We start from the raw sequence: 15,574 nt of genomic DNA, 5'->3' as shown, positions 1-15,574 counted from the left end.
TGCGGCAACGCAGAGCTCCACCACCAATATGAAAGCAAGACGGTGCTGGGATTGCCGCAAGGCATACAGGAACAGCGCCATGAGGCAGCCGATGATGTCGGATACCAGGAGAAAGAAGAGGAGCACCCGCGCGCCGTGATGCAGCTTCCAGATGCCGATGGCCAGCAGCAGGCAAGTCACCACCGCGATGATCCTGAACGAGCCTGCTAAACCTCCCACGTGCAAGGTTATGGTGCGCGCCAAGAGCACAAAAGCGGAAACCATCAACAGCACGCTGACGACGGTGATTCCCAGAGGCTTCTTGGCCGCGATGGCGGTGGTTTCCGTCACTAGTTGACCTCCGCGCGATGCGCTACCCGCAACATCAAATACGCAATCAACACCAGCACGGGCACCAGGAATACTGAGATCGCCGCGCCAGCGGCCAGATCACTGCCCTGAATGCCCTGGCTGAACGCCAGATTGGGCAGCGTTTGCGTTGAATCATACGGGCCGCCGTTGGTGAGAATATAGACAACCGCCATGTCGGTAAACGTGAATATCGTGCCGAACAGCACCGCGACGCCGAGAATCGGGACCATCATGGGCAGGTTGATCTGGAAAAGCGTGCGCCAGAAACCGGCGCCATCAATCGCCGCGGCTTCCGGAATCTCCTTGGGAATGGCCGTCCTGCCGGCCAGCAGGATGACCGTGGAAAACGGAATCAAGCGCCAGCAGTGCACCAGGATCACTGACGCCATGGCCAGCTTCTCCTCACCCAGCCACATGGGCGGCGAAAACTTGTTGACGAATCCCAGCCAGATTAACAGCCAGGTGATCACGCTGTAGATGGAATCCAGGATCCACTTCCAGCCAATCGTGCCCAGGGAAACCGGGGCCACCCACGGCAACAACAGGAGAAAGCGTACAAACCCGCGTCCCCGAAAGGGCTTTTCCAACGCGATGGAAAGAATGTTGGAACAGACCAGCACGATGATCTGCGCGCAGACAGTGAAGATCACCGAGTTCCAGACGGCTTTCTTGAAACTCGGGCTCTGCATGATGCTGCGGAAGTTCTCCAGCCCCACATAATGCAGGCCCGTGCTGCCGATGCGGGCATCACTGAAAGCATAAAAGATGGCCAGCACAAACGGCGCTCCGATCAGCAGCACGATGTAAAGCACCGCTGGAGTGAACATGGCAAATCCCAGCAGGGGACTTTGCGCCGCGCCCGCCGATTTGATCTTGGCTGCGCCTACTGCCATGCCACGGCCCTCGCTGCCACTTTCTTCTCCGTGGTGCGATCGAAGAATTTCAATTGCCGTTGCGGAACAGCAAAGTCATACGTTGTGCCAACTTCAAAGCTGTGGCCCAGGAGGAGGCGTGCAATCACCTTCTTGCCGTCCGCCTTGCCGCCCGTCAACAAGCCGGACAAGATGAACTCTGCTCCCAGATATTCCACGTTTTCCACGCGGAATTTGAAGGTAACTTTGTCGGCATCCTTGATGTCTTCAGCCACCCGGAAATGTTCCGGACGGAAGCCGATAATCAAATCGCCGTGTTCAATCAAGTTCATCGGCGGCGATCCGAGGAACGTAGCGACAAAGGTGTCCTCGGGATCGTCATAAACCTCCTTCGGCGTGCCGATCTGGCGCACAAGGCCTTTATTGAGCACCATGATGCGGTCGCCCATGGCCATGGCTTCCACCTGATCGTGAGTAACGTAAATCGTGGTGGTGCCTACGCGGCGATGGAAACGCTCCAGTTCTTCGCGAGCGGAGAGACGAAGCTTGGCGTCAAGATTGGAGAGCGGTTCGTCCAGCAGGAAGACCGAGGGCTCGCGTACGATGGCGCGCGCCAGGGCCACGCGCTGCCGCTCGCCGCCGGAAAGTTCTCGCGGCTTGCGTTGCAGCAACGCGCCGATGCCCAGCAGTGAAGCCGCCCACTCCACCTTCTCTTTATGCAGGTTTCTGGGGACGTTCTGTGCTTTCAGCGGGAAAGCAATATTTTTGTAGACGGAGAGATGTGGATACAAAGCATAACTCTGGAAGACCATGGCAATGCGGCGCTCACGCGGCGTGAGATCGTTCACCACTTTGCCGCCAATCAGGATTTCGCCGGCCGTGGGTGTTTCCAGGCCGGCGATCATGCGCAGGAGAGTGGTTTTCCCGGAACCAGACGGTCCCAGGAAAACCAGAAACTCGCCTTCGCGGGTCTCCAGATCTACTTCGTTAACTGCTCCCAGCTCTCCTTGTTTGAATACCTTGGTCAGCTTCCGGGTTTCAACGACGGCCATTCATTCCTCGTTTACTTGAATCTCTCGAAGATGCGCTTGTACTCGGTTTCCGCGGTCTTGGCCGCATCTTCCGGAGTCGCCTTCCCATTCGCCACCGTGGCAAACATGGTTGGAATCACCCAGCTCTTGAAGGCCTGATCAATGGCAGCCGAACAATAACCCGGATAGCCCACGTTGGTCGCCCAATCCAGCACGTCGCCCAGCACAGCGTACTTGTTGGTCGGCGTCGCGCGCGAATCGATGGCAATTTCTTTCTTCAAATCCGGAACGGTCTTGGGGAAGCAGGGGAAATTGTAGAACTGGCCCGCCACAAAGCCGTCATGGAAGGCGTCAATATAGTCAATCAGGAATTGCTGCGCGCCGTCTTTGTTTTCCGCGAAGTCCCAGATCACATAGCAGTCCATCACGTGCTCGGCCGCAATGCGGCGGACGGGGCCCTTCAAGGCCCGGCTGATCATGATGTCCTTGTCAATCGGGAGTTTTTCTCTTTCCGCCTGACGAGTAATGGAGATGGCGTTGGCTACGTAGGAAACCTTTCCTGCCAGCATCGCCTGGTTGTTCGATGGCGGCGTCCAGGTGAAGACCTCCGGCGTTTCCGATTCTTCGTACAGCGCCTTCATGTACTTCAGCGCTTCAATGGTGTTTTTCGAGTTGATGGTGACGTTGCCTTCAATGTCCTGCTCGGCGCCGCCGAATGACCACAACAGCGCCCGCATCGCCATACTGGTGTCCAGTTCCTGGGAAAGCCCCAGGCCGCATGGATGGCCGGTCTTGTCGCGGATCTTTTTGGCGCCGGCGCGCAGATCATCATAGGTATCGGGTCCCTTCGGGAAACCCGCTTCCGCCCAGAGATCCAGCCGCCAGTTGCCCGGATCGGGCGCGTAAGAATCAGAGAACGCGTAATATTTCTTGGTCTTGGGGTTGTAGGTGGACTTGTGCGCCAGGTCAATCTTCTTGCCGTGCTTCTTTTCCACTTCCTGGTACACGTGGCTCATGTCAATGACCTGGTTTTCATACGCGGCCGGCGGCGAGAGGAACATAAAGAGATCGTGGCCCTTCTTGGCCTGAGCTTCGGATGCGGCGCGGGTATTCAGGTCAACCAGGTTGATGTGGTCTACCACCACGTTCGTGTTATGTTTCTCGCCCCACTGCTTGGCGAAGGTCCCGTCAAACCAAGTGTCATAAGCGGGAACAAAATGGCTCCATTGCAGAATCTTCAGGGTCTTCTGCTGGGCCGCGGCCCGCTCCGGGAACAAAAAATAGGGGCCCAGACCGGCGGCGATGCCGCCCGCGCCGGCGATCTTGATGAAATCTCTGCGTGATACGCCCTTGCCCTTCTTGCCATCCTTCATAAGTTCCTCCTGTGTCCAGCGTTCACAACTTGCTTCCGTAGATACTGCCCACTGCCCTTCCTGCTTTCTCGCTTGCCGGTTCCGTTAGCGCTCGTCGCCAAACCGCTTCAAATCTTCCGGCGCATCCTTGAGAACCACTTTCTTGTCGCCCTGCACCATCACACGGATTTGTTCCACGATGTCCGGATTGGCCAGCGTGGTAACGTCGCCGGTATCCAGATTGTTAGAGATGGCGGCCAGCACGCGCCGCATGATCTTACCCGAACGCGTCTTAGGCATGTCCGGCACCACATGGACTTTTCTGGGCCGGGCGATCTTGCCGATCTGCGTGTCAATGGCTTCCTTGATCTTCTCTTCGATGATGCCCCCGCCATGGGGCACGCCCGGCTTCAGCGCGACGTAGACCTCGGGCACTCGGCCTTTCACCTCGTCGGCCACCGGAACTACCGCGGCTTCCGCGACTTCAGGCACCGTCAGGCACGCCGACTCCAGTTCCTTGGTGCCCAACCGGTGTCCGGCCACGTTGATTACATCATCCACGCGGCCCAAAATGCGGAAGTAGCCGTCCGGCGCCTGCACCGCGCCATCGCCCGCGAAGTACGGCCAGTCCTGCCATTTCTTGCTCGTCTTGTCGCGGTTGTATTTCTGGTAGTACTGCTGGACGAAGCGCTCGCGGTTGCCGTAGATAGTTTGGAACATTCCCGGCCACGGATTGCGAATACAGATGTTCCCTGCCTTGCCTGAACCCGGCTTCACTTCTTTTCTCTCTTCGTCGTAAATCACGGGATAAATTCCCGGCACCGCCGGTCCGGCGCTGCCCGGCTTCATGGGATCAATGCCGGGCTTGGTGCTGCACAGGAACCCTCCGGTTTCGGTTTGCCACCAGGTATCCACGATGACCGCTTCGCCTTTGCCGACTACCTGGTAATACCACTTCCACACTTCCGGTTCGATGGGTTCGCCCACCGTGGTCATGTGCTTGAAGTGGTAGTTGTACTTGGCGGGTTCGTCGGGACCGGCCTTGCGCAACATGCGGATGGCCGTCGGCGAGGTATGGAAGATATTCACGTCCAGCCGCTGGGCCACGCGCCACGGACGTCCCGCATCAGGATAATTGGGCACGCCCTCATACAACACGCTGGTGGCCGCCAGCGCCAGTGGACCGTAAACGATATAAGAGTGGCCGGTGATCCAGCCAATGTCCGCCATGCACCAGTAGACGTCTTCCGGCTGAACATCCTGAATGTACTTGGTGGTCCCGGCAACGTAGGCGAGATATCCGCCCGTTCCGTGCTGGCATCCCTTGGGTCGGCCCGTGGTGCCGCTGGTGTACATCAGAAACAGCGGCGCTTCCGACGGCATGGAAACCGGATCAACGGTCTTGCCGGAATACTTCTTCAGGATTTCGTCCACGAAGAAGTCGCGGCCCTGGACCATGGGCTTTGCCGAATGATATTTGCCCGCCTGACGCCGCCACACCAGGACTTTTTCGACTTTCTGACCTTCTTTTTCCGCGGTGGCCACAGCCAGGTCGGCTTTCTCTTTGTGGTCCGTCATGTTGCCGCTGCGGTAGTAGCCGTCAATGGTGATCAGCACGTTGCTGCCGGAATCGGCGGCGCGCATGCCGCAGGCTTCACCGCTGAAACCGCCAAACACTACCGAATGGATGATGCCCAGCCGCGCGCAGGCCAGCATGGTGATGGGCAGTTCCGGCACCACCGGCATATGGATGGTCACCCGATCGCCGGTTTTTAAGCCGCAGAAATCGCGCAGCAACGCAGCGACTTCGTTCACCCGGTAATACAACTCCTGGTAGGTAATGGACAGCGGCGGCTCTTCTTCCGGCTCGCCGACAAAAATAAAGGCGGCTTTGTTCTTGTGCTTGTCCAGGTGCCGGTCCACGCAGTTGTAGCAGACGTTGAGCTTGCCCCCGGCAAACCACTTCCAGAAAGGCGCGTCGCTGGTGTCCAGTGTGGTGTGCCAGTACTGGTCCCAGCTCAGCAGGTCGGCATATTCGCGGAAGCACTCCGGAAAATTCTCCTCTCCGAAGCGTTCCATCACGGCAGGATCAGTCAGGTTGGCCTGGCCAATGAATTTTGCGCTGGGGTAATAGTATTCTTCTTCCCGCCAATGGACGGCGATCTGGGCTTCGTTTACCTCGGTTGCCGGTTGTTTTTCCTTCACTGCACGAGCGTCAGCCATGGCCTTGACCTCTTGGTTTCGAAATCAAATCGCGCGAACTCGCTATGGCCCGCGGGGGTTGGGCCTGCAACGACTAACGGGTGGCAACGGCTGCCACCCGCCAGTCCGAAACAGATTATCCTACACCTATGCCACTGGGATGTCTGCAAGCGGCATCTGCGGTTCACTTTCCTGCCGCAGCGGCCTCCTGCCAGATCTTGACATTTCTGGTGTCACGCAACAGGATCGAGCCCACCACGAACGTGATGCCGGCCACGATCATGGGATACCACAAGCCGGCGTAGATATGGCCGGTGGAGGCGCTTACCCAGATCCCGATCAACGGGAGCATGCCTCCGAACACGCCGTTGCCGATGTGATACGGCAGTGACAATGACGTGTACCTGATCTTGGCCGGGAATGCCTCCACCAGGTATGCGGCAATCGGACCGTACACCATGCACACCCAAATCATTTGCAACCAGACCAGGAAGATCAATTTCTTGGTGTCTGGATTGGCCGCTTCTTTGGCGGGGACAGGCTTTCCTGTCGCATCAACAGTCATCGCCGTCAACACCGTCGCACCGGTTGCCTTGGCCTTGGATGACGTGAAGGTGGTCACGTTGTTGCCCGCCGCATCATGCATGGCGTGATAAATCGGAAGATATGAGATCACGGCGAACAAGCAGCCGAGCATCATGATCCACTTGCGTCCGATCTTGTCTGAAAGCACGCCAAACACCGTAAACAGCGGCATACCAAACAACAGCGCCCATACGATGATGTAGTTGGCCGTCTTGGGATTGATCTTCAGCACGGTCTGCATGTAGAACAGCGCAAAGAACTGTCCTGTATACCAGACCACGCCCTGGCCGGCGGTGGCGCCGAACAGCGAAATGGCCACTTGCTTCAGGTTCGGCCAGTTGGTGAACGCATCCTTCAAAGGCTGCATCGAACTCATGCCAGCGCTTTTGATGGTGGCGAAAATCGGCGATTCTTCCATCTTCAGGCGGATGTAAATGGAAATGGCCAGCAAGAAGGCCGAGATCAGGAAAGGAATACGCCAGCCGTACCGGCTGAAATCTTCCTTGCTCATGTACGATTGCGTCCCCAAAATGACCAAAATGGAAACAAATAAACCCAGAGTCGCCGTGATCTGGATGAAGCTGGTGTAGAAGCCGCGCCGGTTGTCCGGCACGTGCTCGGCAACGTACACCGCCGCGCCGCCATACTCGCCGCCCAGCGCCAATCCTTGCAGAACGCGGATGAGAATGAGGGCGATCGGCGAGAACCAGCCGGCTGTGGCATAGGTGGGCAGGAGACCGATCAAGATCGTAGCGCCGCCCATGATGCTCAATGTCACCAGAAAAGCGTACTTGCGGCCCACCAGGTCGCCGATGCGGCCGAAAAACAGCGCCCCGAATGGGCGCACGACAAAGCCTACCGCGAACGTCGCCAAATATGCGATATACGCGAATGTGTCGTTGCCGACGGGATAGAACTTGAGCGACAGAATAGCCGCAAGGCTGCCGAAGATGTAAAAGTCGTACCACTCGATCATCGTTCCGACCGCGGAAGCCAAAATCACCAGCCAGATTCTCCCCGTGGATATCTGGTCTGACGATGTCACCTGCATGGGAACACTCGACATACGGCCCTCCTGGAAAAAAAGATCAGACTGGCCAGAGCCTGACCTCATTGAATTTTTGCGTTGCTTGTACCTGAGAAACACTTTCCCGTCCTGCTCCACAGGACGGGAACCGGGCCCCTTCGATTAGGCCACCTAGGGTAGTCGGATTACCGGAGTTGTCAAGCGGAAAGAGAAAAACCGGACTCTGTCTGATTCACATCAGGGTTGTGAGACGACCGGACCCTCTCCCTGCTTTCACGAACGCTGGCCGGCTTAAGCCCGTCTCTTCCCAGTCACTTAACTCCATTGCCGGCGAACACGGTAAGGCAATTCATGCGCCATGGCGCGCGGCGCACGTCGCGGGAGGCGCCCGAAGACGCATGGCATCAAGTCATCTGCTTGAAAATAATATCGTCTAGCGATATTTATTTGCCGGGCCTCACGCGGCTTAACTCTTTTCTTGTTAATCTCGCGGGCGCGGCTATATTATGCAGCACGCCATCTTTCGCCCGAGGCTGGCGAGGATACTCACGGCTCTTCCCGCACACCGGGCCAAGGCCGCTCATTTTTCAAGGAGGAAGCCATGAAGAAGTCAGGCGATTTTCGCGCGTGTATTGGTCGCGTACTGCTATTTGCATTGCTGGCAAGCAGCTTGGGTGCTCTGGCTGCAGCGGCCCAGGATGCCATCACCATTGGCGTCGTCATGCCCATCACCGGTGCGGAAGCCAAACCCGGGCAGTACCAGAAGGAAGGCATCGAGCTCGCCATCAAGCAGATCAACGACAAGGGCGGCATTTTCGTCAAAGACAAAGGCAAGAAACTGCTGATCAAAGAGGTCTTCTATGACGACGGCACCGATCAGGCCAAGTCCTCGTCGCTGGCTGAGCGCGCCATGACCTCAGACAACGTCACCGCCGTGATCGGCGGCTACTCCACGCCGCTGGGTGAAGCCGAATCCGTGATGCCGGACCGCTACAAGACACCTTGGCTTACAGCCGGCGCCGCCGCCACCAGCATTTTCAGCCGCGGCTACAAGTACACCTTTGGCGTGCTCAGCCCGATCAAGCTCCTGGGCTCCACGACTGCCGAGTTCCTGGGCAGCTTGGTAGACCAGGGCAAGCTCAAGAAAGGGCTCAAGATCGCCATGGTGGTGGAGAACACCGACCACGGCAAAGACTATGTAGACGGCATTCTGGAATGGACCAAAGCGCATCCGGGATATTTCGATGTGGTCTTGAACGAAAAGTTCGAGTACAAGGCCACAGACTTTACCGCCGTTCTGCAGAAAATCAAGACTGCCAAGGGTGACATTTTCCTTTCTGACGCGCACCTTCCCGACTACATCACCATGCAGCGCCAGTATCTGCAGGCGGGGCTGCACCACCAGGTGATCAGCTATGGCGCGCGCGGTCCGGAAGCGGACGCACGCAAAGCCCTGGGCGCGGGCACGGACTACATCCTGGCCGCGCTCTGGTGGTCAGACAAACTACCGTACGCGCAAGCAGCGAAGTTCGCGGCCGACTACAAGGCGATGTACAACCGTCCGGTGGACTCTTGGTACGCCGCTACGGCGTACGATGCCATGCGCATCCTGGCCCAGGCCATTGAGCAGGCCGGCACCCTGGACAAAACGAAAATCCGCGACAAGCTGGCCACCACGGAGCTGAAAGGTTCGCTATTGCCTGGACAGGTGCTGAAATTTGGCCCGAACGGCCAGGCGGGATATCCGTTTTTGGTCACCCAGAACAAGCCTGGGGACAAAGTGGACATCGTTTATCCCAAGGATGCCGCCACCGGCCCGGCCGTAGCGCCGATGCCGTAGACCAGACACCGGAGATCCATTGACCGCCGTTGATTATCTCAACCTGTTGATCTCGGCCCTGCTGCTGGCCGGCATTTACGCCGCAATGGCGGTGGGGATGACGGTCATTTATGGCGTGATGAAGATTGTGAACCTGGCCCACGCCGGGTTCCTGATGCTGGGCGCGTACTTCGCATACGAAGTGTTTAACCGGTTTCACATTCCGCCGGTCCTGTGCGCGGTACTCGCCCTGCCTGTTTTCTTTGTCTTTGGGGCCGGAGTCCACTGGTTGCTGGCGCGCCGCCTGCCTAAGTCAGACACGCCCACGCTTTCCTCTCTTCTTCTGATGTTCGGCTTCTGGCAGGTCCTCCAGAATGTTGGTTATCTGGTCTGGGGGACGCAGGCTTACTCCATTCTCACGCCACTCACTTTTTCGTCGGTACGGTTTGGCGAAATCACCATACCCAAGGTCAACCTGGTGGTCTTCGCCGCAGCCCTGGTTTCGCTGTTTCTCCTGCAAGTGATTTTTAACCGCAGCTGGTTTGGCCGGTCCATGCGCTCGCTGATCCAGAACCCTTATGCCGCCCAGATCGTGGGCGTGGATGATCGCCGGACCGCCATGCTCACCTTTGGGCTGGGAACGGCCTTCGCCGGCTTCGCTGGAGCGCTGCTGGCCATCCTTTTTCCTTTCACGCCGGATTTCGGCGCCGCCTTCCAGTTGCGCGCTTTCGTCATCATCGTGCTGGGCGGGCTGGAATCGGTGTCCGGCGTGGCGCTGGGCGCGGTGATCCTGGCTTTCCTTGAGACGTTCAGCATCAACGTCCCATTTCCCTGGTACTCGCATGGGTGGACCAGCGTTTACCTGCCTGCCAGCTATCAACCGGTTGTCTCCTTCGTCCTGCTCGTGGTAGCGCTGCTGGTGCTGCCGAAGGGGGTCGCGGGCCTGCTGGAGAAAAAGTGGCGGGCGGCATGAGCCAATGGCCAGCAGGTGACCGCCTGAAGGTCATCCTTCCCTGTCTTCTGCTGCTTGCCCTGGCCCTGTTGCCGGTCGCCGGGCCAAGCCAGAACGTAGTGAAGCTGATTTTTATCACTGCGCTCTGGACCACCACCAGCCTTGCCTGGAACCTGCTGGGCGGTTTCACCGGGCAGGTCTCGTTCGGCTTTGCCGTGTTCTACGGTCTGGGCGCTTACGCTACCGCGCTGCTGATCAACGCCGGCAGGAGCCCATGGTTTGCTTTTCTTTGTGCGGCGGCAATCGCAGCGCTAGCGTCATTTCTGATAGGACTCCCGACGTTCCGGCTGCGCGGCCCGTATTTTGCCATTGCCACCATCGGCGTAAACGAAGCCGTGCGCGTGGTGATGAACAACGTAGATTTCACCGGCGGCGCCAGCGGATACCGGCTTACGGAAGCGGGCCCTTTCCGGCAGCTTGAGCATTACTACACCGCCCTGGGGCTGGTGGCGCTGGCGGTGTTCGTCTCAAGCATCATCGCCTCCAGCAAATTTGGGCTGGCGTTGCGCGCCATCAAGCAGGACCAGGATGCTGCAGCGTCCGTAGGAGTGAATCCATACGTCTCCAAACTATGGGTGCATGCCATTGCCGCGGCCCTCACCGGAATCGCCGGCGGGGTCTTTGCCCGCTATGCGCTATTCATCTATCCTGGAGGTGTATTCTCCTTCCAAACTAGTATCTCGATTCTGCTGATGCCTGTGATTGGCGGCATCGGCACGGTGTGGGGAGCAGTGATGGGGGGTGTAATCTTCGGCGTTGTGGAAGAGGAGCTGGTCGCAAATTTCCCCAACATCCATCTCCTCCTTTATGGTTCACTCTTGGTACTGATCATCCTGTTTGAGCCGGACGGCCTGCTCGGCCTGCTGCGCAGATTGGCCGGGAGGACGCGAAAATTCCTGGAGAAACAACCGGCATGAACATCCTGGAAGTGACCGGACTGACCAAGCGCTTTGGCGGCGTCGTCGCGCTGAAAGACGTGACCTTTGTCGTTCCTGAGCGGCAGATCTGCGGCTTCATTGGTCCCAACGGCGCGGGAAAAACCACGCTCTTCAACGTGATCACCGGGACATTTGCCCCCACGTCAGGCCAGGTGAAACTGCGCGGCCATGACGTTACCGGCATGAAGTCTTCCAAGCTGGTAAAGATGGGCGTGGCACGCACGTACCAAATCGTGCGGCCGTTCAAGGCCATGACCGTGCTGGAAAATGTGCAGGTGGCCGTCCACTATGGACGCCATGCCGTGACCCGGACCGCCCCGGCAAAAGAACGTGCCATGGAACTGCTCCAACAGGTGGGGCTGGACAGGAAAGCCAATTTGCTGGCATCCGTGCTGTCACTGGGCGAGCAGAAGCGTCTGGAGGTCGCGCGCGCGATGGCCACTCATCCCGATCTTCTGCTGTTGGACGAAATCTGCGGCGGGCTGAACTCCTCTGAAACCAAGTCCATGCTCGAGCTCCTGCACCGCATCCGTGAGAGCGGCGCCACCATCATGTACGTGGAGCACGACATGAAGGCCGTCATGTCGGTTTGCGACAGAATTACCGTGCTCGATTTCGGCCAGAAACTGGCTGAAGGCAAACCGGAAGAAATACAGAACAACGAAGAAGTCATCAATGCCTATCTGGGCAAACCCACCTTGGAGAGCGGCCTCAGTGTCTAACCCTGACGCAGAAAAAGACGCAGAAAAACTTCTGGTGGCGGAGAACCTGGAAGTCCGTTACGGCGTGATCCAGGTGCTGTGGAAAGTTTCTTTTTCGGTGGCCAAAGGCGCCGTGACCTGCATCATCGGCGCCAACGGGGCCGGCAAAACCACCACCATGAACGCTATCGCCGGCGTGTTGCCGGTCAGCGGCGGACGCTTGACCTTTGCCGGCGAAGACATCACAGCAATGGCTCCCCACGAACGGGTCAGACGCCGCATTAGCCTGATCCCCGAGGGCCGCCAGCTCTGGCCCGGAATGTCCGTGGAGGACAATCTGCGCATGGGCTGCTTTCTTCCGGAGCTGCGCAAGCGAGTCCCCTCCGGCCTGGCCCGGGTTTACGAAATGTTTCCTCGGCTGAAGGAACGGCGCCACCAGATGGCCGGCACGCTCTCCGGCGGCGAACAGCAGATGTGCGCCATCGGACGCGGCCTGATGTCAGAACCACAGTTGCTCATGCTGGACGAGCCCACGTTGGGACTGGCGCCCATGCTGGTGGATGAGATCTTCCGCTTGATCCGCGAAATTTCCAAACAAGGCGTCACCATTCTGCTGGTGGGTGAAAATGTGAATTACACGCTCCAGGTCTCCCGCTACGGGTACGTGATGGAAGTGGGACGCATTACCCTGGAAGGCCCCAGTGCCACGCTCTTCAACAACGAGCACGTGCGCCGGGCGTATTTGGGCCACTCAGAAGAAGTCAGCGCGGAGTAGCCCCATCCCTCCCGGTTCATCTTGAGCCGGGTTGCGGGCGTGAACGCAGCGCGAGCCTCGGGGTCCCCGGCGGACGCGCTTTTCGTGCGCTGGGGTGAGAGCCCGCAGGCGAAATCCTGAGCGAGCGGAGCGAGTCGAAGGACCTCTACCCCCATTAGCTTCATCCCCAAAATATAAGGACTTAGGCGAATTGTCCCCGGCGATACCCGTGTTGTGAGCTGCACCCCCCCGGCACTGGGGTTGGTCTTCCGATTTCGTGCGATTTCGTTGCGATGCCGCGCGATTCCGGCGATGGCCTCCCCGTATAGACACATTTCGGTTGAAAACAAAGGCCCAGGCGTCATTCGATCGGCCGGGCACAGGCCGGTCATCGTTCGGTCACCGGCCGGTCACCGAACGGTCACCGGTCGGTTGATCGTCCAAACCCTTTCTTGCCATGGCTTTGTAGCTGATTCACTCTCATGCTGGTTTTCAAAGATCGAGTTCCGGGCAAACCCCGGGCAGCCATTTTGGCCGTTCCATAAAAACTGCTCATTTTAACGTATTATCTTCGCCAACTCCAGCACGAACTAGGTCATCGTCCCAAAAACCATTCGCTGCCCCGCTTGGGATCCTTGTGCGTAGAGACGCGGCATGCCGCGTCTCCAACTTATTTTCTCCCTCGCGTCGCCCGGAACGGTTACCTTTTCTTATGCAATCTCTGCTGCGCGACGTCCTGCTCTCTTTTTGCCCCGAGCGAATCCGCCGCGACTGGCGCGCCGAATCTCCGCCAGTGGTGCTCCGCGCCGCCATCTGGACCGGCCTTTTGCAGTTTTTGCTCTTTGCCTATTTGCTGGCAGTCCGCTACTGGCATTTTGCCAGTGGCCGCACGCGCCTCTGGGCGCCGCAGACAGCCCATGCCTCGGAGACTGTGCAGTCGGGCGTGCTGATCATCATCACACTTGAGTTCTTTCTCTATCCGCTGTCCTTTCTGCTGCTCTACTTTTGCCTGGAAGGCGCCGCCCGCTTCTTCACCGCCCTGATCGGCTCTGAGGTTGTGCCCAGCCTGCCGGTCACGCTGTTCTTCAGCGCCAGGGACCGGCTGCGCCGTCGCCACGAAACCCAGCGCCTTAGCTCACTCCCGCCCGACATCGCCACCCAGCTCCCCGACGGCCGCTGGCGCATTGCCACCGCGCATGCGCGTCCCTCATGGAGCAATCCCAGTCTCACCATCGGCATTGCCGGCGAACACTATGAGCTTGAGCGCATGGACAGAGGCCCCCTGCCTCATCCTTTTATCTATTTTTTGCGGCGCGCTCCGGTGGGGAAAATCCTCAGGGGCTACGAGGAATACGATGCGCCGAACCTTTCTCCCAGGGACTAAGCTGGTTCGAGAGCTACCGTACGCGGTGGCGGGGTGGAGCAGGCCTTCCCACGCGATGTTTACGCGACGCTTTTGTGCGTGCTGGGTTTCGATGACGCGCGATGTCGGCGATGTCGCGCGATGTCGGCGATCTTCCCACCCCTGCCTGTGGAAAACTTTCCCAACTCCCTTGGCTGCATTTTCGCCCTCTGGCATTACAATCCAGGATTTAGAACTGCTTAAACTATGGCGACCTCTATTGCTCCCGCGGAAAACCCGGTCATCAAGGCTGCCGGCGGAATTATCCAGCGCGCGTCGGAACGCGGCGATGAAGTCCTTATCGTTTACCGCAAACAGGAAAAAGATTGGACGCTCCCCAAGGGCCAGGTGAAAGACGGCGAATCCTTTCAGGAAGCTGCCCTGCGTGAAGTGGAGCAGGAAACCGGCTGCTCCTGCCAACTGGGCAGTTATCTGGGCACCATCAGTTACGCTGATAACGGCACTCCCAAAGTAGTCATGTTCTGGAAGATGTCAGTGCTTCAGGAGAAGAGCGTGGCGGAAAATGAAGAAATCGGCGAAGCGGTGTGGATGCAAGTTCCGGCTGCAATCCAGCGGCTGAGTCATACGCAGGAGAAAGCCCTGCTTTCCCATCTGGGAACGGCGCCGCGCCCAGCACAGGCAAACGTTGAACCCATGCCGCAGACGCAGTTGCGCGTGGATCCGCCGATGTCTTCGCCCCGTCCGCGGAGAAGGGCGTCGCTGGAAGATCAGCGGGTTTTGGCCCGGCTGTTGCGCGAAGCGCAGGCCTTCCGCGTGGAACTGGCTTTCCTGGAGCGGCGCAGCGGCCTCTCTGACAAGTCCTGGACCGCCGCCGCGCATGACCAGCTTGACAACGTACTGCGCTGCCTGGACAGCAATGACATTGAAGGCGGCCTGGTGTGTCTGAATGCCGCGCAGCGCTTTGCCGTCTTTGGTCTCAACAAGAGTGAATTGGCCACGCGTGCTTCCATCCTGCGCGAAGAAGCGCTGAAGATCACCACCTGGCGCGGAAACGCCATGGAGACCTTGCTGTCCGTACCTGACGAGCAGATCACCGCCGACCGTCTGGCTGACGCCATGAAGCTGCGCGACGAATTTTCCACCAACCAGTATTACCGCACCCGCCTGGCCGGCGACCATCTGCGCATTCTGCTGATCATCTGCGCGGCAGCCACCGTCGCACTGCTCCCTTTTCTGCTCCTGACTGGCCCGGTACGCATGGTGGCGCCGGTGCTTTTGTTCGGATTGCTGGGATCATCGTTCTCCGCTGCGCATTCGCTGATGACCGGCAAGAATGATTCCATTGTCCCCAACGTGGTCATTATGCTTACCCCGGTATTGTTCGGCGCGGTCGCCGGGCTGGCCGGATTCGCTATCCACGAATATCTTGTTGCCCGCTTCAGCCACGGGCCTTCCTATCTGAGCGCGCTGTTTGCTCTCTCCTTCCTGTTCGGCATGCTGGGGCAGCGTCTGCTGGCGCGCTTCGCCGTCAGCAAACGCAGAAAAAGAGCCAAGGCGTGAGCCGCCT

Annotated in this window: 12 protein-coding genes; 7 read left to right on the top strand and 5 right to left on the bottom strand. The window is 58.6% G+C overall.

Annotated features, from left to right (window positions below):
* Positions 1-329 precede the first annotated feature (329 nt).
* From LAO20_18145 to LAO20_18125, 5 genes are all read right to left on the bottom strand, one after another.
* A complete protein-coding gene (locus LAO20_18145) occupies positions 330-1,244 on the bottom strand; it encodes a sugar ABC transporter permease (GenBank protein MBZ5533355.1) in 915 nt (304 codons plus the stop codon).
* Positions 1,235-2,275 carry an ABC transporter ATP-binding protein gene (locus LAO20_18140; protein ID MBZ5533354.1) on the bottom strand — a complete coding sequence of 347 codons (1,041 nt, stop codon included), beginning with the start codon at positions 2,273-2,275 and terminating at the stop codon, positions 1,235-1,237. The genes LAO20_18145 and LAO20_18140 overlap by 10 nt, the downstream gene beginning before the upstream one ends.
* A gap of 11 nt (positions 2,276-2,286) precedes the next feature.
* Positions 2,287-3,627, bottom strand: a complete 1,341-nt coding sequence (locus LAO20_18135) for an extracellular solute-binding protein (protein ID MBZ5533353.1) — start codon at positions 3,625-3,627, stop codon at positions 2,287-2,289.
* Positions 3,628-3,711: 84 nt separating this feature from the next.
* Positions 3,712-5,829, bottom strand: coding sequence for an acetate--CoA ligase (acs, locus tag LAO20_18130; protein MBZ5533352.1), 2,118 nt, complete (start codon positions 5,827-5,829; stop codon positions 3,712-3,714).
* 163 nt (positions 5,830-5,992) lie between these two features.
* Positions 5,993-7,459 (bottom strand): MHS family MFS transporter, encoded by a 1,467-nt coding sequence (locus tag LAO20_18125; protein MBZ5533351.1) that lies wholly within the window; start codon positions 7,457-7,459, stop codon positions 5,993-5,995.
* 562 nt (positions 7,460-8,021) lie between these two features.
* On the opposite strand from LAO20_18125, the gene LAO20_18120 reads away from it, so the two are divergent.
* The 7 genes from LAO20_18120 to LAO20_18090 all read left to right on the top strand — a co-directional run bounded on the left by LAO20_18120 (position 8,022) and on the right by LAO20_18090 (position 15,567).
* On the top strand, positions 8,022-9,260 hold the full coding sequence (locus LAO20_18120) for an amino acid ABC transporter substrate-binding protein (protein ID MBZ5533350.1): 1,239 nt from the start codon (positions 8,022-8,024) through the stop codon (positions 9,258-9,260).
* 19 nt (positions 9,261-9,279) lie between these two features.
* Positions 9,280-10,212, top strand: a complete 933-nt coding sequence (locus LAO20_18115; protein ID MBZ5533349.1) for a branched-chain amino acid ABC transporter permease — start codon at positions 9,280-9,282, stop codon at positions 10,210-10,212.
* Entirely contained in the window at positions 10,209-11,168 is a 960-nt protein-coding gene (locus LAO20_18110; GenBank protein ID MBZ5533348.1) for a branched-chain amino acid ABC transporter permease, read from the top strand. Before LAO20_18115 ends, LAO20_18110 begins: the two co-directional genes overlap by 4 nt.
* Positions 11,165-11,911, top strand: coding sequence for an ABC transporter ATP-binding protein (locus LAO20_18105; GenBank protein ID MBZ5533347.1), 747 nt, complete (start codon positions 11,165-11,167; stop codon positions 11,909-11,911). The genes LAO20_18110 and LAO20_18105 overlap by 4 nt, the downstream gene beginning before the upstream one ends.
* Positions 11,865-12,665: an ABC transporter ATP-binding protein gene (locus tag LAO20_18100; protein MBZ5533346.1), complete on the top strand. Its 801-nt coding sequence runs from the start codon at positions 11,865-11,867 to the stop codon at positions 12,663-12,665. The genes LAO20_18105 and LAO20_18100 overlap by 47 nt, the downstream gene beginning before the upstream one ends.
* A gap of 691 nt (positions 12,666-13,356) precedes the next feature.
* Positions 13,357-14,028 (top strand): hypothetical protein, encoded by a 672-nt coding sequence (locus tag LAO20_18095; protein ID MBZ5533345.1) that lies wholly within the window; start codon positions 13,357-13,359, stop codon positions 14,026-14,028.
* Between the two features lie 225 nt (positions 14,029-14,253).
* Positions 14,254-15,567, top strand: coding sequence for an NUDIX domain-containing protein (locus tag LAO20_18090; GenBank protein MBZ5533344.1), 1,314 nt, complete (start codon positions 14,254-14,256; stop codon positions 15,565-15,567).
* Positions 15,568-15,574: the final 7 nt, after the last annotated feature.

Source organism: Terriglobia bacterium (assembly GCA_020072815.1).
Lineage (GTDB): Bacteria > Acidobacteriota > Terriglobia > Terriglobales > Acidobacteriaceae > Angelobacter.
This window is presented reverse-complemented; position numbering and strand designations above follow the sequence as displayed.